The organism is Pseudomonas sp. BP8 (assembly GCF_017875955.1).
Lineage (GTDB): Bacteria > Pseudomonadota > Gammaproteobacteria > Pseudomonadales > Pseudomonadaceae > Aquipseudomonas.
In genome coordinates, this window is the sequence record NZ_JAGINK010000001.1 from 405,057 (window position 1) to 429,451 (window position 24,395).

21 protein-coding genes are annotated in these 24,395 nt (G+C 62.9%); 12 read left to right on the forward strand and 9 right to left on the reverse strand.

From position 1 onward, the window contains the following. Positions 1 to 8 precede the first annotated feature (8 nt). On the forward strand, positions 9 to 1,958 hold the full coding sequence (locus tag J3B00_RS01700) for a DUF4105 domain-containing protein (protein ID WP_209862694.1): 1,950 nt from the start codon (positions 9 to 11) through the stop codon (positions 1,956 to 1,958). A gap of 33 nt (positions 1,959 to 1,991) precedes the next feature. Here J3B00_RS01700 and J3B00_RS01705 read toward each other — a convergent pair whose 3' ends face one another. After that, positions 1,992 to 2,393, reverse strand: coding sequence for a GFA family protein (locus tag J3B00_RS01705; RefSeq protein ID WP_209862699.1), 402 nt, complete (start codon positions 2,391 to 2,393; stop codon positions 1,992 to 1,994). A gap of 267 nt (positions 2,394 to 2,660) precedes the next feature. Between J3B00_RS01705 and J3B00_RS01710 the strand changes: the two genes are divergently transcribed. The 9 genes from J3B00_RS01710 (at position 2,661) to J3B00_RS01750 (ending at position 12,991) form a co-directional block, all read left to right on the forward strand. Continuing rightward, on the forward strand, positions 2,661 to 3,968 hold the full coding sequence (locus J3B00_RS01710; RefSeq protein WP_209862703.1) for a CitMHS family transporter: 1,308 nt from the start codon (positions 2,661 to 2,663) through the stop codon (positions 3,966 to 3,968). A 66-nt stretch (positions 3,969 to 4,034) separates the two neighbouring features. Further along, on the forward strand, positions 4,035 to 4,805 hold the full coding sequence (locus tag J3B00_RS01715) for a TerC family protein (protein ID WP_209862707.1): 771 nt from the start codon (positions 4,035 to 4,037) through the stop codon (positions 4,803 to 4,805). Positions 4,806 to 5,046: 241 nt separating this feature from the next. After that, positions 5,047 to 6,705: a Na/Pi cotransporter family protein gene (locus J3B00_RS01720; protein WP_209862712.1), complete on the forward strand. Its 1,659-nt coding sequence runs from the start codon at positions 5,047 to 5,049 to the stop codon at positions 6,703 to 6,705. Between the two features lie 31 nt (positions 6,706 to 6,736). After that, the gene (locus J3B00_RS01725) at positions 6,737 to 8,143 is read left to right on the forward strand and encodes an insulinase family protein (protein WP_209862716.1); all 1,407 of its coding nucleotides are present in this window, start codon (positions 6,737 to 6,739) and stop codon (positions 8,141 to 8,143) included. Between the two features lie 147 nt (positions 8,144 to 8,290). Then, positions 8,291 to 9,313 carry a DUF5924 family protein gene (locus J3B00_RS01730; RefSeq protein ID WP_209862720.1) on the forward strand — a complete coding sequence of 341 codons (1,023 nt, stop codon included), beginning with the start codon at positions 8,291 to 8,293 and terminating at the stop codon, positions 9,311 to 9,313. Between the two features lie 194 nt (positions 9,314 to 9,507). Continuing rightward, positions 9,508 to 10,641, forward strand: coding sequence for an MlaE family lipid ABC transporter permease subunit (locus tag J3B00_RS01735; RefSeq protein ID WP_209862723.1), 1,134 nt, complete (start codon positions 9,508 to 9,510; stop codon positions 10,639 to 10,641). Next, on the forward strand, positions 10,638 to 11,432 hold the full coding sequence (locus J3B00_RS01740) for an ABC transporter ATP-binding protein (protein WP_209862727.1): 795 nt from the start codon (positions 10,638 to 10,640) through the stop codon (positions 11,430 to 11,432). The genes J3B00_RS01735 and J3B00_RS01740 overlap by 4 nt, the downstream gene beginning before the upstream one ends. A 3-nt stretch (positions 11,433 to 11,435) precedes the next feature. Continuing rightward, positions 11,436 to 12,374, forward strand: coding sequence for an MlaD family protein (locus tag J3B00_RS01745; RefSeq protein WP_209862730.1), 939 nt, complete (start codon positions 11,436 to 11,438; stop codon positions 12,372 to 12,374). After that, complete coding sequence (locus tag J3B00_RS01750) at positions 12,371 to 12,991, forward strand: ABC-type transport auxiliary lipoprotein family protein (RefSeq protein WP_209862733.1); 621 nt, start codon at positions 12,371 to 12,373, stop codon at positions 12,989 to 12,991. Before J3B00_RS01745 ends, J3B00_RS01750 begins: the two co-directional genes overlap by 4 nt. On the opposite strand, the gene J3B00_RS01755 is transcribed toward J3B00_RS01750, so the two are convergent. From J3B00_RS01755 to J3B00_RS01780, 6 genes are all read right to left on the reverse strand, one after another. Beyond that, complete coding sequence (locus J3B00_RS01755; RefSeq protein WP_209862736.1) at positions 12,973 to 14,202, reverse strand: spore maturation protein; 1,230 nt, start codon at positions 14,200 to 14,202, stop codon at positions 12,973 to 12,975. The genes J3B00_RS01750 and J3B00_RS01755 overlap by 19 nt on opposite strands. A gap of 144 nt (positions 14,203 to 14,346) precedes the next feature. Further along, positions 14,347 to 15,684, reverse strand: a complete 1,338-nt coding sequence (gltP, locus tag J3B00_RS01760) for a glutamate/aspartate:proton symporter GltP (protein WP_209862738.1) — start codon at positions 15,682 to 15,684, stop codon at positions 14,347 to 14,349. Between the two features lie 748 nt (positions 15,685 to 16,432). Then, positions 16,433 to 16,903, reverse strand: coding sequence for an inhibitor of vertebrate lysozyme family protein (locus J3B00_RS01765; protein ID WP_209862740.1), 471 nt, complete (start codon positions 16,901 to 16,903; stop codon positions 16,433 to 16,435). 3 nt (positions 16,904 to 16,906) lie between these two features. Beyond that, positions 16,907 to 17,068 carry a DUF1328 domain-containing protein gene (locus J3B00_RS01770; protein WP_003252966.1) on the reverse strand — a complete coding sequence of 54 codons (162 nt, stop codon included), beginning with the start codon at positions 17,066 to 17,068 and terminating at the stop codon, positions 16,907 to 16,909. Positions 17,069 to 17,113: 45 nt separating this feature from the next. Beyond that, complete coding sequence (locus tag J3B00_RS01775) at positions 17,114 to 17,404, reverse strand: hypothetical protein (RefSeq protein ID WP_209862744.1); 291 nt, start codon at positions 17,402 to 17,404, stop codon at positions 17,114 to 17,116. A 175-nt stretch (positions 17,405 to 17,579) separates the two neighbouring features. Further along, positions 17,580 to 18,401, reverse strand: coding sequence for a BON domain-containing protein (locus tag J3B00_RS01780; RefSeq protein WP_209862747.1), 822 nt, complete (start codon positions 18,399 to 18,401; stop codon positions 17,580 to 17,582). 208 nt (positions 18,402 to 18,609) lie between these two features. On the opposite strand from J3B00_RS01780, the gene algB reads away from it, so the two are divergent. Together algB and J3B00_RS01790 are read left to right on the forward strand one after the other, a co-directional pair. After that, positions 18,610 to 19,956, forward strand: coding sequence for a sigma-54-dependent response regulator transcription factor AlgB (gene algB / locus J3B00_RS01785; RefSeq protein WP_209862750.1), 1,347 nt, complete (start codon positions 18,610 to 18,612; stop codon positions 19,954 to 19,956). Further along, positions 19,953 to 21,731 (forward strand): KinB sensor domain-containing domain, encoded by a 1,779-nt coding sequence (locus J3B00_RS01790; protein WP_209862766.1) that lies wholly within the window; start codon positions 19,953 to 19,955, stop codon positions 21,729 to 21,731. The genes algB and J3B00_RS01790 overlap by 4 nt, the downstream gene beginning before the upstream one ends. A 143-nt stretch (positions 21,732 to 21,874) precedes the next feature. Here the strand turns inward: J3B00_RS01790 and J3B00_RS01795 are convergent, their stop codons facing one another. Together J3B00_RS01795 and J3B00_RS01800 are read right to left on the reverse strand one after the other, a co-directional pair. Further along, a complete protein-coding gene (locus tag J3B00_RS01795) occupies positions 21,875 to 23,491 on the reverse strand; it encodes an EAL domain-containing protein (protein WP_209862771.1) in 1,617 nt (538 codons plus the stop codon). A 108-nt stretch (positions 23,492 to 23,599) separates the two neighbouring features. Beyond that, entirely contained in the window at positions 23,600 to 24,376 is a 777-nt protein-coding gene (locus J3B00_RS01800; RefSeq protein ID WP_209862774.1) for an N-acetylmuramoyl-L-alanine amidase, read from the reverse strand. Positions 24,377 to 24,395: the final 19 nt, after the last annotated feature.

A 24,395-nucleotide genomic window follows, 5' to 3' on the forward strand; every position in this document is an offset into this window, starting at 1 on the left:
AGACCCGCGTGCGTGCCTGGCTGCTGGGCTGCGTCCTGACGCTGCTCGGCACGCCCGCATTGGCTGACCTGCAGCTCGACTTGCAGGCTGCCGGCCTTGATCAGGCCCAACAGCAAGCCACCCAGGCCTTGCTCGACGAGGCGCTCGACAAGCTTCCGCCGCGCTTCAAGCAACAGCTCGACCGCCGCGTGCAGGTCAGCTGGAGTGAGCGCATGCCCGCTGACGCCTACGGCCAGGCATCGTTGGTATCGACCCTGGAGTTGAACCGCCGGCTGCTGCCCGGGCTGGTCGACGGCAGCGCCGCGCGCGAACGCACCAACCGCCCACATGGCACCGTGCGCCAAGAGCTGCTGGCGACTGTCCTGCACGAACTCACTCACATCTATGACCGCGCGCGGCTCTGGTCGAACGCCGACCGCTTGCAGATCAACCGCTGCAAACGCCAGCAGGGCACCTTGGGCAAGATCGGGCTGCCCGAGGCCTGTCGCGGTGAGGCCGAACGCCGCTTCACCCTGAGCGATGACCCACGCCTGCTCGACCTTGCCGGCTGGCCGCAGTACGTTGGCCGTCGCGGCGAGCGCGAGCAGCACAACGGCCAGCTGGTACGCAGCCCCGACGCCTACGAGCTGAGCAGCCCCAAGGAATTCATCGCGGTCAACATGGAGTACTTCCTCCTCGACCCGAGCTATGCCTGCCGGCGGCCCGCCCTTAACCAGTACCTGCACGATCATTTCGGCTGGGCCCCGGCACAGCAGCAATGCGCGAAAAGCCTGCCGTTCCTCAATGCCGGCAATGACTTCGCCCGCCAGCCACTGGGCGAGATCGACCCGGAGCGGGTATACGAGGTCGATTACCTGCTGGCCGAGGCCAACCAGAACCTGGTCAGCCGCTGGGGCCACAGCATGCTGCGCCTGGTCATCTGTGCACCCGGCCGGCCTCGCGGACCAGACTGCCGGCTCGATCTGGACCAACATCTGGTGCTGTCTTACCGAGCCTTCGTCAATGACGTGCAGCTGTCCAGCTGGAGCGGCCTGGTGGGTGAGTATCCATCACGCCTGTTTGTCTTGCCGCTGGGCCAAGTGATCGACGAATACACCAAGACCGAACTGCGCAGCCTGGCCTCGGTGCCGCTCAGGCTCAATCGCCAGGAGGTGGAGAACCTGGTACGCCAGGCCGCCGAAATGCACTGGAGCTACGACGGCAATTATTGGTTCCTGTCCAACAACTGTGCCGTCGAGAACCTCAAGTTACTGCGCAGCGGCACGGCCAACCCGCGCCTGAACGACCTCGACAGCATCATGCCCAATGGCCTGCTGGAAGTGCTCAAGGGCCGTGGCCTGGCCGACACCAGCGTACTCGACGATCCGCGTGAGGCGCTGCGCCTGGGTTACCGCTTCGATTCCTATCGCGATCGCTACCAGGCCATGTTCGACGTGCTCCGCCGGCAACTGCCGATCAGGCAGGTGCAGGTGGAAGATTGGCTTGCCCAGGATGCCGAGCAGCGTCGGCCATGGTTCACCCAGGCTGACCTGCGCACCAGTGCGGCGCTGCTGTTGCTCGAGCAGGCAGCCCTGCGCCGCCAGTTGCTGCTGGCCCAGGATGAGGTCAAGCAGCGTTACCTGAATGCCACGGCGTTGAAGGACGGTACGGTCGACAAAGCCAACGAGACCCTGCAGCAGATGCTGGCCAACAGTGGTTTCCTCAGTCGCCCGGCTGAACTGCTCGGTACCGATGGCTACGGCCTGCCGCAGCCTGACGAGCGCAAGCAGCTGGAGAAGGTCAGTAGCGAGCGCCAGGCGCAGTTGCTGCGTTTGAGTACTGATCTGGACAAAGAGGTGAGGGCCTTGCTCGATCCGGCCCGGGCCAAGGAAATTGCTGCGGTGGAAGCCAACGTGAAACAGGTTGGCGAGCACCTGCGCGGTCTGCACAAGGCAGCGGGTGGGTTGCAGCTGCCGTGACAGGTTCAGCCCGCTTTCAAAAAACCTGACGACTCAGAGGTCCTCCTCAGTCTCATCAGGCAATGCTTCATCCAGGTGCAACCACGGCAAGCGGCTGCTGGTCCAGATATGCCGGTTGGCCCGTACCCGCTCAGGGTGGTCCAGCGTCGCTACCGTCACATCAATGGTCTGCGGGCTATGCACGGTGCTCAAGGCCAGGTGTGCACCGCACTCGCTGCAAAAAAAACGACTACAGCTGGCCGGCGCCACATACAGGTGCGGCCGCCCCTTGAGCCAGCGAAAGCCGCTTCTGGGCAAGGTCAACCAGGTCACCACCAGCCCCCCGCTGACGCGCCGACAGATCGAGCAATGGCAGTGGGCGATGTCGCTCAGATCACCCTCCAGACGATAGCGGATGGCGCCACAATGGCAGCCACCTTCGAAAACTTCAGACATGATTACCTCTCGTCACCTTTGTTGCAGCGAAAGCTGGCTGAAAGCTTACGCCCATAGGATAGCCCCACTACCGGCACAAGACCGGTCAGCCAGGGCACCCGGATCGTTCCGCGCCCGGCCCAATCAACAACAACAATGGTGATTCTGATGTATTCCTGTGCCCGCCTTCTCGCAGTGCCCCTCCCGTTATTCCAAGCACAGCGCCCAACGCGCTGATCCGCCCGAATCGTCTTTTTTCATTCGCCGCGCCACGCCTGGAGTATCGCCATGCTGACCTTCCTCGGCTTTGCCATGGTCATCACCTTCATGTACCTGATCATGACCAAGCGCCTGTCGGCCTTGATCGCGCTGATCCTGGTACCGATCCTGTTCGCCCTGTTCGGTGGTTTCTCCTCCGATATCGGCCCGATGATGCTGCAAGGCATCAGTAAGCTCGCGCCGACTGGCGTGATGCTGATGTTCGCCATCCTCTACTTCGCCTTGATGATCGATTCCGGCCTGTTCGACCCGGCCGTGCGCCTGATCCTCAAGGCAGTCAAAGGCGACCCGCTGAAAGTCTCGGTCGGTACCGCGGTACTGGCGCTGGTGGTCTCCCTCGACGGTGACGGCGCCACCACCTACATGATCTGCTGCGCGGCCATGTTGCCACTGTACAGCCGTCTGGGCATGAGCCCACGGATCATGGCCGGCCTGATCATCCTGGCCGGCGGGGTGATGAACATGACCCCCTGGGGTGGCCCAACCGCCCGCGCAGCGAGCGCCCTGCACGTCGACCCGTCGGATATTTTCGTACCGATGATCCCAGCCATGGCCTTTGGTGTGATCGCGATCCTCGCCATCGCCTACATGTACGGCAAGCGCGAGCGCGCCCGCCTCGGTGAACTGCACCTGCCAACCGACGATATCGATCACAGCGAGATCAGCGTTTCGCAGTTCCCTGAAGCCCGTCGGCCCAAGCTGATCTGGTTCAACGGCGCCCTGACCCTGGCCCTGATGGTTGCCCTGATCTCCGGCCTGTTGCCGCTGCCTGTGCTGTTCATGGTCGCCTTCAGTATCGCCATGATCGTCAACTACCCGTGCCTGCAGCAGCAGAAGGACCGCATCTCGGCCCACGCCGGCAGCGTGCTGGCAGTGACCGGCCTGATCTTCGCGGCGGGCATCTTCACCGGCATTCTCTCCGGCACCGGCATGGTCGAAGCCATGTCGAAAAGCCTGCTGTCGGTAATTCCTGACGCCCTCGGCCCGTACCTGGCAGTCATCACCGCCATCGTCAGCATGCCGTTCACCTTCTTCATGTCCAACGATGCCTTCTACTACGGCGTATTGCCGGTGCTGGCCGAAGCCGCCAGCCACTACGGCATCAGCCCGGTGGAAATGGCCCGCGCGTCGATCGTCGGCCAACCGGTACACCTGCTCAGCCCGCTGGTACCCTCCACCTACCTGCTGGTAGCGCTGGCGGGCATCGAATTTGGCGACCATCAGCGCTTCACGCTCAAGTGGGCAGTGCTGGTATGCATGTGCATAATGCTCGCCGCGCTGCTCTTGGGGACTTTCCCGCTGTTCAGCAGTCTGTAATCACATACGCCCCACTGCGATGCGCCCTGACGGGTGCATCGCCTTTTAACGTTCGAAGGAATACACATGGAATGGCTGACCAGCCCGGAAATCTGGGTTGCCTTTTTTACCCTCACAGCGCTTGAGATCGTTCTCGGTATCGACAACATCATCATGATCTCGATCCTGGTCAGCCGCATGCCCAAGCACATGCAGCCGCGCACCCGGATCTTCGGCCTGGCCCTGGCCATGGTTACCCGCATCCTGCTGTTGCTGTCGATCACCTGGGTCATGCGCCTCACCGCCGACCTGTTCGAGGTGTTCGGCCAAGGCATTTCCGGCCGCGACCTGATCCTGTTCTTCGGCGGCCTGTTCCTCCTGTGGAAAAGCTCGCAGGAGATCTACCACGGCCTGGAAGGTGAAGACGAGAACAGCGACGCCCCGAAAGGCGCGGGCGGCAAGTTCATCTACACCATTATCCAGATCGCCATCATCGACATCGTGTTCTCGCTGGACTCGGTGATCACCGCCGTGGGCATGGTTTCGCACGTGCCGGTGATGATTGCCGCGATCGTCGTCGCGGTACTGGTGATGATGCTTTGCGCCGGCGCAATCAGTAACTTCATCGACAAGCACCCGTCGCTGAAGATGCTCGCGCTATCGTTCCTGATCGTCGTAGGTACCGTGCTGATCGCCGAATCTTTCGACGTCCACGTGCCAAAAGGCTACGTGTACTTCGCCATGGCGTTCTCGTTGGCGGTGGAAGCCATCAACATCCGCATGCGTACGGCGCGGGCACGCAAGCAAGGCACCGAGCACGATGCAGTGAAACTGCGCAAGGACATCCCAGGTCAATAAGCCCTGGCAGTAGCGCACACAAAAAAGGCCCTTCGGGGCCTTTTTTCATTTTGCGCAACGCCACGGCATGCACGGGGGAAGTGTTTCAAATATGTTTCAGCCATGCCAAGCTGGCGCCAGCTGCGTAATACAACTAAAGCTTGAGTGAGCACTGGAAAAAACCGCCCACCCCCGGGTCAGGCTCACGGCTTCACCCATTTGGCCCCGCGTTGGGGCAACGGCAACAACGGGGGCCTCGAACATGCTGACCTTGCTCAACCTGCTTTCCGCCGTGGCGTTGCTGGTCTGGGGTACGCATATCGTGCGTACTGGCATCCTACGGGTATACGGCTCGAACCTGCGCCGGGTGCTCAGCCAGAACATGAGCAAGCGCCCACTGGCGTTTCTCGCCGGCATCGTCGTTACCGCAATGGTCCAGAGCAGCAACGCCACCGCCATGCTGGTGACCTCGTTCGTCGGCCAGGGCTTGATGGCCATGACCCCGGCGCTGGCGATCATGCTCGGCGCCGATGTCGGTACGGCGCTGATGGCACGCGTGCTGACCTTCGACCTGTCGTGGCTGTCGCCGCTGCTGCTGTTCGTCGGGGTGATCTTCTTCCTCTCGCGCAAGCAGACCCGCCTCGGCCAGATGGGCCGCGTCGCCATTGGCCTGGGCCTGATCATCCTGGCCCTGCAACTGATCGTCCAGGCCGCAACGCCGATCACCCAGGCCCAAGGGGTACGGGTCCTGTTTGCCTCGCTGACCGGCGACATCCTTCTCGACGCCTTGGTTGGCGCCCTGTTCGCGATGATTTCCTATTCCAGCCTGGCGGCCGTGCTGCTCACCGCGACGCTGGCCGGCGCCGAGCTGATCAGCCTGCCGGTGGCCATCGGCCTGGTGGTCGGCGCCAACATCGGCAGCGGCCTGCTGGCCTTCCTCACCACCAGCATGCAGAACGCCGCCGGCCGCCGGGTAGCGCTGGGCAGCCTGCTGTACAAGCTGATCGGCCTGCTCCTGATCATCCCCGTGCTGCACCCGCTGGTGGACTGGATGGACAGCCTGAACTTCAGCCCACAAGAGCTGGTGATCGGCTTCCACCTGCTCTACAACACCCTGCGTTGCGTGATCATGTTACCGACCACCAAGCTTATGGGCCGGCTGTGCAACAGCCTGCTGCCGGAGCGTGATACCGGCAACGGCCAGATTCGTCCGCGTCACCTGGACCCGTCTGCCTTGCAGACGCCAAGCCTGGCCCTGGCCAACGCCGCACGCGAGACCCTGCGCCTGGGCGACATCGTCGACAGCCTGCTCGACGCCATGCTCGGCGCGCTGCGTGGTACGCAGGCGGCGCTGCCGCAACAGGTGCGCGCGCTCGCCGAAGATGCCGAGGCGCTGTACAGCGCGATCAAGCTGTACCTGGCGCAGATGTCGCGTGAAGACCTCAGCGAACAGGACAACCGCCGCTGGGCGGAGATCATTGAGCTGGCGATCAACCTCAAGCTGTCCAGCGACCTGATCGAGCGCATGCTGCGCAAGGTGCAACAGCAGAAGACCTCCCAGCGCCGCGAATTTTCCCAGGTCGGCCTGGAGGAACTGACCGGCCTGCAAGAGCAACTGCAAGCCAACCTGCGTCTGGGCCTGTCGGTGTTTCTCAGTGCCGACCCGCAGAGCGCACACCTGCTGCTGCGGGAAAAACGCCGTTTTCGCGCCCAGGAGCGGCGCTTGGCCCACGCCCATGTCAGCCGTTTGCAACGTAAGGTGGTGCAAAGTATCGAGACCAGTTCGCTACACTTGGAGCTGATCGCCGACATGAAGCGTTTGAACTCTTTGTTCTGCAGCAGTGCCTATGTGGTACTGGGCGGCTCGGACACCGGCGGGCTGATGCTCGACAGTGTGCCGGATGAAGCCCGCCAGCCCTGACCCCGACAGACCAGGAGATCCCCGCTCGCCCATGCGTAGCCTGATGTTCGTTTGCCTACTGATCTGCAGCCTGCCCTCACTGGCCCTCGACCGCTCGAAGGTCGAGGGCTACCTGCTGCCCAACGGCCTGCAGGTGATTCTCAAATCCGGCTATGAGCGCGACCATGTGGCGATTCGCCTGGTGGTCGGGGTCGGCCTCGACGATTTCGAGTGTGACCAGCGCGAGCTGCCGCACCTGCTCGAGCACCTGTTGTTCAGCGGTATCGATGAAACCGGCGAAGGCGGCCTGGAAGAACGCATGCAGGCCCTGGGCGGCGAGTGGAACGCCTACACCAGCAGCGCCGACACCACCTTTGTCATCGAAGCGCCAGCGCGCAACCAGCGCAAGGTCCTCGACCTGCTGCTGGCGGCGATTCGCGACACCCAGATAGACGCCAAGGCCCTCGCCACCGCCAAACGGATCATCGAGCGCGAAGACGGCGGCCACTACGGCCACCTGCAGCGCTGGCTCGACCGCCAGGACATCGGCCACCGCGCCAGCGACCAGTTGGCGGTGGAGCTGGGCCTGAAATGCCCGGCGCGCTCCAACCTCGACGACATGACCCTGGAACAGGTTCAGGCCCTGCGCGACCATTGGTACGCGGCCAACAACATGACCTTGATCATGGTCGGCGGCCTCGACCGCTTGCTTCCCGCCTACCTTGAGCGCAGCTATGGCGAGTTGCCCGCCACCGAGCCGGGCGAGCGGCGCAACCTCGACAGCATCAGCCAGGAGGCCGAGCAACGCCGCGACCTCACCCGCGGCTGGCTGGGTGACAGCGTCAAGCTGCACTGGCTGTTTCTCGAGCCGGTGCTGGACAACGACCACGACCAGACCCTCGACCTGCTCTCGCGCTATATTGACTGGGCCATGTACGACCAGTTGCGCCTGCGTCACGGCTTGTCCTATGGGCCATCGGTGCAGCGCGAGAGCTTTGGCGACAGCGGCATGCTCAGCCTCAATGCCGACCTTGAGCGGGACGACCTCGATACTGCGGTGAAGGTGCTGCAGGACCTGTTCGAGCACCTGCGCAAGAACGGCCTGGACCCGGACACCTTCGAGCGCATCAAGCAAGCAACCATCGCTCGCGAGAGCTGGACCAGCCAAGGCAACAGCGCGCTGGCCGACTACTACTGGGGCGCGCTGAACAACTACACCGACGGGCGCTTTACCGATCCGGCACGCAAGCTGCGCCAGGTCAGCCTCAAGCAGGCTGACGAGGCCCTGCGCGAGCTGCTCAAGGAGCCAGGCTACCTGCGCATAGAGAAGCCGCTGCTCGGCTATGACGAGCTGTACGGGCTGGTGGCACTGCTCCTGGGGCTGATCCTTGCCGTCGGCCTGCTGCGCCGCCGGCGCCAGCCGCCCAGCCGGCCCACCGGTGCTACACGCCAGCGCTGATTCGGCGGTATCCTGTATCGGCCTCTTCGCCGGGCAAGCCCGCTCCTACACGATTTGTGGTGCACCTCAAACCCTGTAGGAGCGGGCTTGCCCCGCGAAGAGGCCGGAACTGCCGCCACAGCCTCAGCCCTTTTCCAGTAGCCACCCATGCCCCCAATCCCACAATCCATCCAGCGCGTGATCGAACTGCTCAAGCGCTACCCCGGCGTCATTGCGCTTTGCGGCTTCCTCTCCGGGGTCGGCAGCTTCATTCTGGTCGACCGCCAAGCTGGCCTGGCCAGTTGGGTCGCCATCCTGATGCTGGTCAGCTGGGTCTGGCTGATGCTCGAGAACACCCTCACCGGGCTGTTCGCGCGCACCTTCAAGCGCGAAATCCCGCAGCCACTGCTGCGCTACGCGACGCAGATGATCCACCAGGAAACACTGTTCTTCGTCCTGCCATTCTTCTTCATCACCACCACCTGGAACAGCGGCCAGTTGGTCTTCACCGGCCTGCTCGCCTGCGCCGGGCTGATCTCGATCATCGACCCGCTGTACTACCGCTGGCTGGCCCCGCGCCGCTGGCTGTTCCTTGCCCTGCACACCCTGACCCTGTTCGCCGCACTGCTGACCGCGTTGCCGATCATCCTCCACCTGACCACCGCACAGAGCTTCAAGCTGGCCTTGATCGCCGCCATGGCACTGTCGTTCCCAAGCCTGGCCAGCAGCTTCCCGATCAACACCTGGCGGCGCGGCGTAGCCCTGGTATTGGTGACACTGTCGGTCGGTGCAGGGGGCTGGTTGCTGCGCTCGTGGGTGCCGCCGGCAACGTTGTGGCTGACCGAAGTGGCCGTCAGTACCGAGGTGCTCAACCGCCAGCCAGGCGAGTCGCTGGACGAAGTACCCGCCAGCCGCATCCGCGGCGCCGGGCTGTACGCCTATACCGCGATCAACGCGCCCCGCGGGCTGAATGAGCGCATCTATCACGTGTGGCAGCTGAACGGCAAAGAGGTCGACCGGATTGCCCTGGATATCCATGGCGGCCGCAAGGAAGGCTATCGCGCCTGGACCCACAAGCAGAACTTCCCGCCCAACCCGGTGGGCAAGTGGCAGGTACGGGTGCTGACCGAGGATGGCCAGGTGATTGGGGTACTGCGCTTCGAGGTGGTCAACGACGCGCCTGCTGGTTGACCTTGCGGGCCTCTTCGCGGGGCAAGCCCGCTCCTACAGGATCTCCTGAGCCCCTATCGGAGCGGGCTTGCCCCGCGAAGAGGCCCGCCGCCACACCCTCAATCGCCCCAGGCAAGCACAGCACCAAGGTGCAATACCTGCCCCGGCGATGCGCTATGATCTGAGCCGACCGCCCCCTCGCGCCCGTCAGAAGCATGGAGCCCATGACTACACCCAGCGCTACCCTGGATACCAGCAGTCAGCCCGCCTGCCTACGCATCACCGGCGACTGGACCCTGGCCCACTACGCCAGCCTGAAACGCGACAGCGAGCGCCTGCGCAGCCAGTACGGCAACGACGCCATCGCCGACCTGAGCCAGCTCGGCCGCCTGGATACCGCGGGTGCCTCGCTCCTGGCCGAGCTGCTTGGCTCAGAACGCCTTGCGCACTGCACCAACGACCTTCCCGAGGCCAACCGCGCCCTGCTGCAAAGCGTCTACCGCTCGGTGCAGGACTACTGCATCCCGATCAAGGAAGCCGAGCGGCCGGTCCTGCTCCTGCTGCTCGAGCGCATCGGCCGCGCCGTCGACACCCTCTGGCAAGACACCCGGCAACTGCTCGGCTTCATTGGCCTGATCATTGAAACCCTGCTGCGCCGCGTGCTGCAACCGCACCGCTGGCGAGTGACGCCGGTGGTCGCGCACATCGAGCAGACCGGCCTGGACGCTGCACCGATCGTGGCCTTGCTGACGTTCCTGGTGGGCGCGGTAGTGGCGTTTCTTGGCGCAACGGTACTGGCCGCGTTTGGCGCGACAATCTTTACCGTCGACCTGGTGGCGTTTTCCTTCCTGCGCGAGTTCGCCGTGCTGCTCACCGCGATCCTCATGGCCGGCCGCACCGCCAGCGCCTTCACCGCGCAGATCGGCTCGATGAAGGCCAACGAAGAAATCGACGCCATCCGCACCCTCGGCCTCAACCCGATCGAGTTGCTGGTGGTGCCCCGGGTACTGGCGCTGCTGATCTCGCTGCCGCTGCTGACGTTCATCGCGATGATCTGCGGCATTGTTGGCGGCGGTGTGGTCTGCGCGCTATCACTGGATATCCCACCGGCGATGTTCCTCTCGTTGCTGCAGAGCGATATCGGAGTGCAGCACTTTCTGGTCGGCCTGGCCAAGGCGCCGTTCTTCGCCTTTTTGATCGCCGCGATTGGCTGCCTGGAAGGCTTCAAAGTCAGCGGCAGCGCCGAATCGGTCGGTGCCCACACCACCTCTGCGGTAGTCCAGTCGATCTTCGTGGTGATCGTGCTGGATGCCGTGGCCGCGTTGTTCTTCATGGAGATGGGCTGGTGAGTGGCGCAAACGAGACCGTGATCGAGGCACGCGGCCTGTGCAATCGCTTTGGCCGCCAGAGCGTGCACGAAAACCTCGACCTCGACCTGTACCAAGGCGAGATCCTTGCCGTGGTAGGCGGCTCGGGCAGCGGCAAGTCAGTGCTGCTGCGCAGCATCGTCGGCCTGCGCCGGCCCAACGAAGGCCAGGTCAAGGTGTTCGGCCAAGACCTGGCTCAGCTGGACAACGAGCAACGCTCGCAGGTGGAGCGGCGTTTTGGCGTGCTGTTTCAGAAGGGCGCGCTGTTCTCGTCGCTGACCATCACCGAGAACGTCGCGCTGCCGCTGATCGAGCACGCCGGGCTGTCTCGCGCCGACGCCGAGCACCTGGCAGGGGTCAAACTGGCCCTGGCCGGCCTGCCGATCTCGGCGGCCGACAAATACCCCTCGTCGCTGTCTGGCGGCATGATCAAGCGGGCGGCCTTGGCCCGCGCGCTGGCACTGGACCCGGACATCCTCTTTCTCGACGAACCGACTGCCGGCCTCGACCCGATCGGCGCCGCCGCGTTCGACCAACTGATCCTGACCCTGCGCGACGCCTTGGGCTTGAGTGTGTTCCTCATCACCCACGACCTCGACACGCTCTACACCATCACCGACCGCATCGCCGTGCTGTCGCAGAAAAAAGTCCTGGTCGCCGGCCCTCTTGCCGAGGTCGAGCAAACCGACGATGCCTGGATCCACGAATACTTTCACGGCCCGCGCGGGCGGGCGGCCGAACTGGCCGCCGCCCGTGTCCGGCAGGAGCGCTGAACCATGGAAACCCGAGCTCATCATGTCTTTATCGGCCTGGTCACCGTGCTGGTGGTGGCCGGCGCGCTGCTGTTCGGCCTGTGGCTGACCAAGTCCAGCGTCGACGCCACCTTCAAGGACTACGAAGTGGTGTTCAACGAGGCCGTGTCGGGCCTGTCCCGCGGCAGCGCGGTGCAATACAACGGCATCAAGGTGGGTGACGTCACCACCCTGCGCCTCGACCCGCAAGACCCGCGCCGCGTGCTCGCCCGTATCCGCCTGAGCGCCGACACCCCGGTCAAGCAGGATACCCAGGCCAAGCTGACCCTGGCGGGCGTAACCGGCAACGCTTTCATCCAGCTCAGTGGCGGCACGCCGCAGAGCCCGGAACTCAAGGGCAAGGACGGCAAGCTGGCGGTGATCGTCGCCTCACCCTCACCGATCTCGCGCCTGCTCAATGACAGCAGCGACCTGGTGACCAACATCAACCTGCTGCTGCACAACGCCAACCAGCTGTTCTCCGAAGACAACATCGGCCGCCTGAGCAACACCCTGGCCAACCTGGAGCAGACCACCGGCGCCTTCGCCAGCCAGAAGGGCGGCATTACCGATGCCATTGGCCAACTGGCCGAAGTCGGCAAGCAGGCCAACGCCACCCTCGCGGAAACCCAGGCACTGATGCGCAACGCCAACGGCCTGCTGGGCACCCAGGGCAAGCAGGCTTTCGGCAGTGCCGAACAGGCCATGAACGCCCTGGCCGAAAGCACCGCGACCATCAACAACCTGCTCAAGGACAACCGCGAAGCCCTCGACGACGGCGCCCAGGGCCTCAATCAACTGGCCCCGGCGATCCGCGAGTTGCGCGAAACCCTCAATGCCCTCAAAGGCATCTCGCGGCGTCTGGAGACCGACCCGAGCGGCTACCTGCTGGGCCGTGACAACAACAAGGAGTTCCAGCCATGAAACCGACGCTGCGTCTGCTCACCCTGGCGGCTGCCCTGAGCCTGGCCACGGCCTGCTCGATCCTGCCGCAGAGCGCGCCGGTGGACATCTACCGGCTGCCGGTCAACCAGGCCAGCCGTAGCGTGCCGCCCGTGGACTGGTCACTGCGCCTGAACAAGCCGCTGGCCAGCGAAGCGCTCGCCGGCCCGCGTATCGCGGTGATCCCGCAGGGCGACATCATCAGTGGCTACAAGGGAGCACGCTGGAGCGACCCGACCCCGCTGCTGGTGCGCAACCGTCTGCTCGATGGCTTCCAGCGCGATGGCCGGGTGCAACGGCTGAGCGCCGATGACAGCAACCTGCAGGCGGACTATGAACTGGCGGGTGAGCTACAAGCGTTCCAGAGCGAATATCAGGCTACGGGCGTCGAGGTGGTGATCCGCTATGACGCCCGCCTGGTCCAGGGCCGCAGCCAGCGTATTCTCGCCAGCCGGCGCTTCGAAGTGCGCCAGCCGCTGGCCGCCAGCGAAGTTTCAGCGGTGGTCGCCGGCTTCGGTAAGGCCAGCGACCAACTGGTAGCACAACTGGCGGACTGGACAGTCGCCCAGGCCGCTCAGGCTCAAGCAAAGAACCAGTAGCAGACGAAGATCGCCGCGACCACTCCGGAAAACTCAGCCAGCAGCGCGCAGCCGACCGCATGGCGTACACGCTGGATGCCGACCGCGCCGAAATACACAGCCAGCACATAGAAGGTGGTCTCGGTGCTGCCCTGGATGGTCGCCGCGACCAGCGCCGGGAAGCTGTCGACGCCCTGGGTCTGCATGGTTTCGATCAGCATCGCCCGCGCCGCGCTGCCGGAGAACGGCTTGACCAGCGCGGTCGGCAGCCCTTCGACAAAGCGCGTGTCCAGGCCCATCCACTGCACCGCGTGGCGGATGCCGTCCAAGGCCAGTTCGAGTGCACCCGAGGCGCGTAGCACACCCACCGCGCAGAGCATGGCAACCAGATACGGCAGGAGGTTCTTGGCGACGTCAAAGCCCTCCTTGGCGCCCTCGACAAAGGCCTCGTAGACCTTCACCCGGCGCAGCGCGCCGACCAGCAGAAACAGCATGATGATGCCGAACAGGGTCAGGTTGCCGAGGATCGACGACAGGCTCGCCAGCGCTGCCGCCGACAGCGTACCGAGAAACGCCATGAAGCAGCCCAGCAGCAAGGCCCCGGGGATCAGGTAGGCCAGTACCACCGGATCCCAAAGGCGCAGGCGCTGCATCACCGCCACCGACAGCAGGCCGACCAGGGTCGACACACTGGTGGCCAGCAGGATCGGCAGGAACACCATGGTCGGGTCGGGCGCGCCTTGCTGGGCGCGGTACATGAAGATGGTCACCGGTAGCAGGGTCAGCGAGGAGGCGTTGAGTACCAGGAAGAGAATCTGTGCGTTGCTCGCCGTGGTGCTGCTCGGGTTGAGCTCCTGCAAGGCGCGCATGGCTTTCAGGCCGATCGGCGTGGCTGCGTTATCCAGGCCCAGGCCGTTGGCGGCGAAGTTCATGGTGATCAGGCCCAGGGCAGGGTGGCCGGGCGGCACTTCAGGCATCAGGCGGGCGAACAGCGGGCCGAGCACCTTGGCCAGCCACTCGACGATACCGGCCTGCTCGGCGATCTTGAGAAACCCCAGCCACAGGGTAAGGGTACCGAACAGCAGGACCATGACCTCTACCGACAGTTTGGCCATGGCAAAGATGCTTTCGACCATCGCGGCAAAGATCCCCGCGTTGCCGCCGACCAGCCATTGGGCCATGGCGGAGATGGCCGCCACCAGGAAAAAGCTGAGCCAAAGGCCGTTGAGCATCCGTGTGTACCCCCGAAAAATGCCTCGAATGATAGCGTATTGAATAAGCGGAACGTTGATCTCCAGGCACGTACCGGCCTTCACGCTACCTGCAGACAACAAAAAGCCCCGACAGGTCGGGGCTTTTTGTTCAGCGCTTACGGCTTACTGCTGCTTGGCCGTCTCGCCAGCCACTGCAGCGGCCTTGCTACCGGCCATGTGCGGCAGCGAATTGTAGTACGCCTCGCCCTTGGCCGAGTCGTACATGCCTTCCCAGCGTGCGATGACCAGCGCGGCCAAGGCATTGCCGATCACGTTCAGGGCAGTACGCGCCATGTCCATGATCCGATCGACACCGGCGATGAACGCCAGGCCTTCCAGCGGGATACCAACGCTGCCCAGGGTCGCCAGCAGGACCACGAACGACACACCCGGCACGCCGGCAATACCCTTGGAGGTGACCATCAGGGTCAGCACCAGCAGCAGCTGCTGGCTCCAGGACAGGTCGATGCCGTACAGCTGGGCGATGAAGATCGCCGCAATGCTCTGGTACAGGGTCGAACCGTCAAGGTTGAACGAGTAACCGGTCGGTACCACGAAGCTGCAGATCGACTTCGGCGCACCGTACTTTTCCATCTTCTCGATAACCCGTGGCAGCACGGTCTCGGAGCTGGAGGTGGAGTACGCCAGAATCATCTCGTCTTTCATGATGCGCATGATCTTGATGATCGAGAAGCCGAACATCCGCGCCACCAGGCCCAGCACCATGAAGGCGAAGAAGGCGATGGCGAAGTACACCAGCAGCACCAGCTTGGCCAACGGCAGCAGGGACGAGAAGCCGAAGTTGGCGACGGTCACCGCGATCAGGGCGAAGACGCCGATCGGGGCGTAGTTCATGATCATGTGGGTGACCTTGAACATGGTTTCGGAGACCGCCTGGAAGGTCTTCACCAGCGGCTCACGCAGGTCGCTCTGCAGGCTCGACAGGCCCAGACCGAACAGCACCGAGAAGAAGATGATCGGCAGCATCTCGCCACGCATCAGCGCTGCGAAGATGTTCGACGGGATCAGATTGAGCAGGGTCTCGATGAACGCGTGCTCATGCTGCACCTCAGCGGCGGTTGCCTGGTACTTGGAGATGTCCACGGTACCCAGGGTGCTCATGTCGATGCCGACACCCGGGTGGAACAGGTTGGCCAGGCCCAGGCCGACGACGATGGCGATGGTGGTCACCACCTCGAAGTAGAGGATGGTCTTCAGGCCGATACTGCCCAGTTTCTTCGCGTCGCCAACCCCGGCGATGCCCACGATCAGCGACGAAATCACGATCGGGACGACGATCATCTTGATCAGGCGAATGAAGATGTCACCGGCTGGCTGCAGAACGTTACTGATCCACCATGCCTTTTCTGCACTGAAATGGTTCAGCAGCGCGCCGATTGCAACGCCCAGGACAAGTCCGATGAGGATCTGCCAGGCGAGGCTTAGTTTTGCCTTCTTCATGTCGTTACCTTTTCTTCTAGTGGTCAGGGACGCTGAACGGAAACACGCGTTCCAGAGCCATTAGAAGCCTGCTGGGCAGCGAGAGTGTTTTCGTACGACGGCTCCATCGAAGGTCTACGCAAGCGAGCGTTTCGGCGCTCTGGCTAGCGAAAAAGGCCGCAACTATTGCGACGTGGGCGGGGCCAGTCTAATGCCGGAAACGACTACCCTATGCCGAATCTGCATGAGACCTTGAGGCAAAAAGTCGCATCAGAAGGGGTTGGATTTGACCTGTTCGGATTTCCGAACAAGACCAAAGCGCCATTTATCGGCCGATTTGGCGGCACTCACGTACGCCAGCGAACGGGTTGTTCGACAATCCGAATGGGCGCCAGGGTGCTTAGCAGAGGGGTCCAGCGAGGGGAAAATATTTCGATGTACGGTCAATACAAAATGTGTCTTGAGACCGAATTCCTACAAAGCGCTGAAAGCTTTCTATATATAGGTGCTCCGGAAGTCAGGTCAGGTATCGTCTCTTTCTGACACGACCGACCTGATACTTCCGATGCTACCTTTCCTGACCCGGCCCGTGCTCGGAGGTACTCCCTGTACCCCTAGGCCACTCCGATCCTGCAACAATCAGAACAGCCCGGCCCCCTGGTCATGTGCCGTCCCTCCTCGGGTCGGCGCATCATAGAAGCCAGAACCATAGAAAGGTTCAGCGTCTATAACATTACGGTTGCGTGAACCTTGTGCGACGGCAGAACCGTCAGTACCACTTCGGATCGCGCTTGAGCTGCTCCCGCAGCAATGCCTTCATGCCCTCATCAGGCTCACCCAGCCAACGATACTGCGCGTGGCGTGTCGGCGATTTGTCACTTGGCAGGCCTTCGGGTACCTCCACGAGCATCCCGTAGGCATCGTCCTTGTCCCAGCTGAAGGCAACGATCAGCCGCTTGTACGTGCAGTTGTCGTCTGTTTCACACAAGGGGCCGACCAGATACTTGTCACCATCCTCGGATACTGCCGACATCTGTTCTTGCGAACTGCCGCTGAGGTTGATGACCCATTCAGGCAGGCGTTCCTCGCCCTCCAGCGTGTCTTGCCAGGTTTCCCGGTATTCGGGGTCCGCGCCAAGCAGTTGATTGACTCGAACCTGGCCGTCATTGGCCGCCATCGCCGCCGCACTACCGCCCACCAGCAGGGCGGTAGCCAAGGCTTTGCAAAGCATCCGGCTCATGGGTCAGCCCCTGCCGCGTCCGAAGAAGAACGACGCTACGAACAGCACCAGGAACACGATGAACAGGATCTTGGCGATCCCGGTGGCGGCGCCTGCGATACCACCGAAGCCCAACACTGCAGCGACAATGGCGATGATCAGGAAAGTGATAGCCCAACTAAGCATGATGGTTCTCCTTTCTATTTTTTGAAATCAAGCCTGCCAGGCGCTTTAGAAGACCCAGCGGTCCTGCGGTACGACGTTTTCTACGGTAGCGGGTGAAGCAGCCTTAGGTGACGACTGCAGCGGATCTGCTGCCCTCACCAAGGTATTGGCACGAGTGGCCTGGATCTGAGTCAACAAGGCGGTCTGTGCAGCCACTTGCTCGGCAAGCCGGGCGGTCTGCCAGCTGTAATAGAACTGGCCGGCGGCCAGGGTCAGCAGCAGCGCCAGACCTACAAAAAGGAACTGGCGCACTGGCAAAGCGGTGGACTGTAAGCGGTTGACGGATTGGCGGTTCATGCCGGCTCCTCCTGCTGTGTTCTTATTCAATCTATGAACAAGTAATTGCAGCCTGCATGCCAGTCTCGCCAACAACAAAAAATCCTTATAAATCAGTTACTTAGTAATTAATCACAACCGACCTAAGGACGTATCCTGCACGATGCCCGGTTTGGCGTCGTGCGATTTGCACGAGTCAGCCCTCCACCTTGGTGGCGATCTTGAGCAAATCGGCGTCTACCCCGCGTACACCAATGATCTGCCGGGCGACATCGACGGCGATGGTCTTCTGCTCGCTGCTGACCACCTCACCGGAAAGCCGCACCAGTCCTTCCTGGCTGGAGACCCTGATGTTCAGCCCGTCCAGATTGCGGCTGAAGCGGTAGCTGCTCTGGATCTTGTCGATGATCCAGGGATCGCTCGGCTGCGGCCCGCTGGGGGCTCCGAGCGGCTTCTCCCGCGCCTTGGCCATGGCTGCGCTGTCCAGGCTGACCAGGTTGTTGACCAGGTGAATGCCATCGGTGGTTCGCGCCAGTACGCCGGCCAGCTCCTTGGCCTCGACGCTGTCGACCCGGCCGCGCAGGGTTACCACACCGTCTCGGCTTTCTACCTCTATAGGGGCCTTTTCAGTGACCTGGCTCCACAGCAAACGCGCACGAACAATAGCCGCCAGCGTCGCGTCCTCGAGGCGTTGGGCATAGGCGCGCAGCTCCAGTGGCCGCTCCACCAGCTCGGGATTGATCTGTAACTGATTGTCTACCTGGTCGATACCGCGCGTGGCCAAGGCAACGTGTTCGGCCAGTTGGCGCTCCACCTGGCTCTCGACCTCACCGCTCAGGCGCGCCTGCTGCCCCTCGACATCGACCTCGATTCGAAACGGGTTGAGCACGCGATTCAGTGAAAGGGCGGTCTGCAGGGCGCCTTCGAGGCGCGCATCCGCGACCGGATCGGCAAAAGCCGGCGACATTACCGACACCAGGCTGGCGGCCAAAACGGCCATTCGTGGGGAGAGGGGCATGTTGTTACCTCTTTTTTCAACAAAGCCAAAAATCGTCGCAATCACCGTGCCAGCCAGTTTCAGCTATAAAAACCTTTAATTTCAGTTAGTTAGCTAAAGCTGCGGCTAGCGGCTAGCATGCAAAGGACAGAATCCTTCAGAATTGACCATGCAACTTGCCCGATCTTTCCGACACTAACTGAGATCAATCCTAAAGGAGCGTAGGAAAATGGAATCTGCCCCAGATAAACAAGGCCGCATTCTGCTGGTAGATGACGAGTCCGCCATCCTGCGAACCTTCCGTTACTGCCTTGAAGATGAAGGCTACAGCGTGGCCACGGCCAACAGCGCCGCACAGGCCGAATCGTTGTTGCAGCGCCAGGTCTTTGACCTGTGTTTCCTCGACCTGCGCCTGGGCGACGACAACGGCCTCGATGTATTGGCCCAGATGCGCATCCAGGCGCCGTGGATGCGCGTGGTCATTGTCACCGCGCACTCGGCGGTGGATACCGCCGTTGACGCGATCCAGGCGGGCGCGGCCGACTACCTGGTGAAACCGTGCAGCCCCGACCAACTGCGCCTGGCCACTGCCAAGCAGCTCGAAGTGCGCCAATTGGCAGCGCGCCTCGAAGCGCTCGAAGGCGAGGTGCGCAAACCCAAGGACGGCCTCGACTCGCACAGCCCGGCCATGATGGCGGTGCTGGAAACCGCACGGCAGGTGGCCGGCACCGACGCCAACATCCTCATCCTCGGCGAGTCGGGTACTGGCAAGGGCGAGTTGGCCCGCGCCATCCACGGCTGGAGCAAACGTGCACGCAAGGCCTGTGTGACCATCAACTGTCCGTCGCTGAATGCCGAATTGATGGAGAGCGAGCTGTTCGGACACACCCGCGGCGCCTTCACCGGTGCCAGCGAAAGTACGCTGGGACGGGTCAGCCAAGCGGATGCCGGCACGCTGTTTCTCGACGAGATCGGTGACTTTCCACTGACCCTGCAGCCAAAACTGCTGCGTTTCATCCAGGATAAGGAATATGAGCGGGTGGGCGACCCGGTTACCCGTCGTGCCGACGTGCGGATTCTCGCCGCCACCAACCTCAACCTGGACGACATGGTCCGCGAAGGCCGCTTCCGCGAAGACCTGCTCTACCGGCTCAACGTCATCACCCTGCACCTGCCGCCCCTGCGCGAGCGCAGCGATGACATCCTGACCCTCGCCGATCGCTTCCTCGCCCGCTTCGTCAAGGAATACTCGCGACCGGCCCGGGTGTTCAGTGACGAGGCCCGCGCAGCCCTGCTCAACTACCGTTGGCCAGGCAACATCCGCGAACTGCGCAACGTGGTCGAGCGGGCGAGCATCATCTGCCCGCAGGAGCGCGTCGAAATCAGCCACCTGGGCATGGCCGAACCGACCACCAGCAACGCCCCGAAGGTCGGCGCTGCCTTGAGCCTGGATGAGCTGGAACGGGCGCATATCGGCGCTGTGCTGGCAACGAGCGACACCCTCGACCAAGCGGCGAAGACGCTCGGCATCGACGCCTCGACGCTGTACCGCAAACGCAAGCAATTCAACCTATGAAGTGGCCAATGAAGCTGCGCACGCGGCTTTTCCTGAGCATCTCGGCACTGGTCACGGTGGCGCTGCTCGGCCTCCTGCTCGGGCTGGTCAGCGTGCTGCAGATGGCCAGCGTGCAGCAGCGTCTGGTCCGCGACACCACCCACACCCTCGAGGTGGGGCTCAAGTTGCGGCAGAACCTGGGTGAGCAGCTGACGTTGATCCTCAACGAGGATACCGACCCAGCCAGCCTGGTGAGCCTGCAGGAACAATTCCAGGGCTTGCTCAACCAGGGACTGGGGCGCAGCCACGAACAGAGTGGCTTCAGCAAGGCCAACAGCAACTACCAGACGTTCCTCCAGGCTTACCGCGACAGCGCTAATCCGGCACGCAGCATGGGCGCCGATGAACCCCTGGGAGCGGCGTTCAACCTGGTCCGGACCGACCTGATCGACTCGCACAAGGAAGCGTTGCAGCACATCACCCGCAGCGAGGAACAGGCCCGCGACAGTGCCCTGCTGGTCAGCGGCCTGCTCGGTCTGATGGGCCTGGCGGTGCTGGTCCTGGGTTTTGTGACCGCGCACAACATCGCCCGCCGCTTCGGTCAACCGATCGAAGCCTTGGCCAAGGCTGCCGATGAAGTCGGCCAAGGCAATTTCGATGTGACCCTGCCGGTGACCCAAGCCACCGAGCTCAACCAGCTGACCCGGCGTTTCGGGATGATGGCCGACGCCTTGCGCAAGCATCAGGCGACCAACATCGATGAAGTCCTGGCCGGCCAACAGCGTCTGCAGGCAGTGCTCGACAGTATCGATGACGGCCTACTGATCATTGATCGGCAAGGCCACCTCGAACACCTCAACCCGGTTGCCCAGCGCCAACTGGGCTGGGACAGCAGCCGCCTCGGCGTGGGGCTAGCCGAGGCGCTGCAACGTCCGGAGCTGGAGCAGCAGCTACGCCAGGTGCTGCGCGGTGGCAGCCTCGACCGTCCGCCAGAAGACCTGAGCATCGAAGTCGACGACGAAGCCCGCCTGCTGACCTACAGCCTGACCCCGGTCAGCCATCCCCAAGGGCCGATTCTTGGCGCGGTGATGGTCCTGCACGATGTCACCGAACAACGTGCCTTCGAACGCGTACGCAGCGAATTCGTCTTGCGCGCGTCACACGAGCTGCGCACCCCGGTGACCGGCATGCACATGGCCTTCGGCCTGCTCCGCGAGCGGGTCAAGTTCCCGGCCGAAGCACGCGAGAACGACCTGCTCGACACCATCGGCGAAGAGATGCAACGGCTCACCCAGTTGATCAACGACCTGCTCAACTTCTCCCGCTACCAGAGTGGCCTGCAAAAGCTTGAATTGGCGCACTGTGCCATCGACGAGATGCTCGAGCGCGCTCAGGCGCGGGTTGCCGGGGAGGTCGCGGAAAAGTCCATCGACCTGCTGATCGAGCTTGAGCAACCGTTGCCGCGGATTCAGGCGGACGTGGCCCAGTTGGACCGGGTGCTGGACAACCTGCTGCACAACGCGGTGCGCCATACCCCTACTGGCGGGCGGATTCGCCTGCATGCGCGGCGCCACGGCGAGCGGGTGATCGTCAGCGTCGAGGACAACGGCGAAGGTATTGCCTATGGCCAGCAGGGGCGGATCTTCGAGCCCTTCGTGCAGGTGGGGCGCAAGAAAGGCGGGGCTGGGTTGGGCTTGGCCTTGTGCAAGGAGATTGTTCAGCTGCATGGCGGGCGGATGGGAGTGTTCTCAAGGCCAGGGCAGGGTACCCAGTTCTATATGGCGTTGCCGGTCTGAGGTTTTTTCTGGTCAGAGCCGGCCTCTTCGCGGGGCCAGCCCGCGCCTACAGGGCCGTTGGCGTGATACCTATCCTGTAGGAGCGGGCTTGCCCCGCGAAGAGGCCAGGTCAGGCAACCACCCGCTGGCCGACCTGAACCGGCTCAAGGCTCATCATCGATCCGCCGCGACCGCACCCGCCGCCCGCGGGTGATCAGCTCGACAAACTGGCGGGCACTCAACGGATGGGCAAACAGCCAACCCTGCCCATAATTGACCCCTTCGCTGTTAAGCAGTACCGCCTGGTCCTCGCACTCGATACCTTCAGCAATTACCCGCAAATGCAGGTCATGGGCCATGCGAATGATATGCGGCGCCACACCGCTACTGGCCGCATCATGCCCCAGTGCATCGATGAAGGCCTTGTCGATCTTCAGGCAGTCCACCGGCAAGGTCTGCAGGTAGGCCAGGCTGCAGTAACCCGTGCCAAAATCGTCGATCAGCACCTGATGGCCCACCGCGCGCAACGCTTGCAGGTTGTCCCGCGCAACCACCACGTCGATAAGGCCACGCTCGGTGACCTCAAAGGCAATCTGGCTGGCAGGCACCCGATGGTAGGCCAGCAATCGCGCGGCCACCGGGCCGATGCGCGGCACCATCACGTCACACGCAGCCAGGTTTACCGAGATGTACAACTGACGATTGGCCCGCAACAGTTGGCCCAGTTGCTCAAGCACACGCTGCAAGACAAAGTCGGTTATCTGCCGAATCTGCCCGGTATTCTCCGCCAGCGGGATAAACAGGTCGGGGCTGGTCAGGCTGCCGTCCGGCCTGCGCCAACGCACCAGCGCTTCGGCACCCACGCAAATCCGGCTGTCCAGCTCGAAGATGGGCTGGTAAAGCACCTGCAGTTCGCCGCGCTTGAGCGCGTGCTGCAACTCCGAACTCATCGAGCGGCGCTGCAGGATCAGCTGCAACACCAGCCAACCAATGCAGATAGCGACCAGCACACTACCCGGGAACAGCAGCCAGAGCAGGCCGTTCATCTTCAGCGGCAAGCTGGCACGGGGGGCTATCAGCACCAACTGGTAATCCGGCGACTTGGTCGGCATACGGTAGATCAGCCGGTCGCTCAGCTCGATCAGATCCTTGTCCTCCGACGGCCAGTCGGCCGCGGGGGGCCAGGGTTGGGGAGGGCCGAGCACCGGAATCGCTCGCGTGCCGTGATCCAGCACCACCAGCAGGCTGCCGCCCGGCGGCAGGTCGACCACGTCGGTCAGGTGGCCGCGAGAGGTCGACACCAGAAACCGGCCTCGCCCGAGCATCAGCGCCGCCAGGTTCTCGTCGGGTTCAGTCGTGGTATTGAGCCAGTAGCTGTAAGTCGGGCCGCGAATGTCGGGCTGGCGCAGGGGGTCGGCGACACGCTCACCACCGCGGCTGGAGCAAACGAAGATGCCATCCACGTAGGCCGCCTCATAGATGAAGCGCGAGCTCATGCTGACTTGCTGCAGGGCCTCCTGCATGGCCGGGGAGCAACCAGCCAACGGCAGCGCCTGCAACTGATCGACGCCTTCGCGTAATTGGCCGAACACCTGTTCCAGGCGCTCCAGAAAGCGCTCGCCCTGGGCGTTCATCTGCGCGCTCTCGCTTTCTTTCATCTGCTGCAGCGCCACGCCTACGCTGCCGGTGAGCAGCAGAATAGCGCTGGCCAGCGCCGCAAATGCGGCAAGGAGCCAGGGACGGTGGAAAATTTGGCGCAACCAAGCGAGGAAGGCTGACATCGAACACATCCAGTTGATTACCAAGAGGTATAGCAACTGAATGACAACTCAGCACCGCCGTTGGGCGCAATGCGCAAACGATTCGCATGCGCTGCTCAGCCAGAAGGCTCAACGCATCCGGTTGAGCACCTGCAAGATCGCCGCCGTTTGGGCATCCGGGGTGCCATCGAAGCGCTGTGGGCGGAAACGCATCTGGAAAGCGGCCAGCACATGGCGCGTAGCCACATCCAGCTCGCCGGTCTGCTCGATGGCATATCCAAAGCGCGCCAGCTGTTGCTGATACCAACCCGCGCTGGGCGGATTAACCTCGAAATAAGCCCGCTGCCGCGCCACTGCATCAGCCTGCGGCCAGACCCCCAGGCCTGCATCTGCAAGGCGCTTCCAGGGGAACATAGGCCCAGGATCAAGCTTGCGCAGCGGAGCGATATCACTGTGGCCGATGATGTAGCGAGGCTTGATGTGATTACGCTGAACGATGTCCTTGAGCAGTGCGATCAGTGTTTGGATCTGCGCTTCGCTGTAGGGATGCCAGACGCGTCCGGCAGGTGTGTCGGTGAACCCCGGATTGACGATCTCGATGCCGATCGAGGTCGAGTTCAGCCAGGTGCGACCATCCCACTGGCTATCACCCGCATGCCAGGCCCGGCGGCTTTCATCGACCAACTGGTACACCTTGGCCGGGCCATCGCCAATCAGGTAATGGCTGCTGACCTCGCCATGGGTGAGCAGCGCCAGGGAACGCTCCAGCGAAGCATTGGTGTAATGCAGGACGACGAATTGAATACGCTCGTCCTGGTTGGCCGAGACATGGCTGCGGTCAATCCGCGGGCCGCTGCTGCATCCGGTCAGGAGCAGTACAAACAGAGCTGTGAAGAGTGTTTTCATCAAAAGTGAGCACGTCATG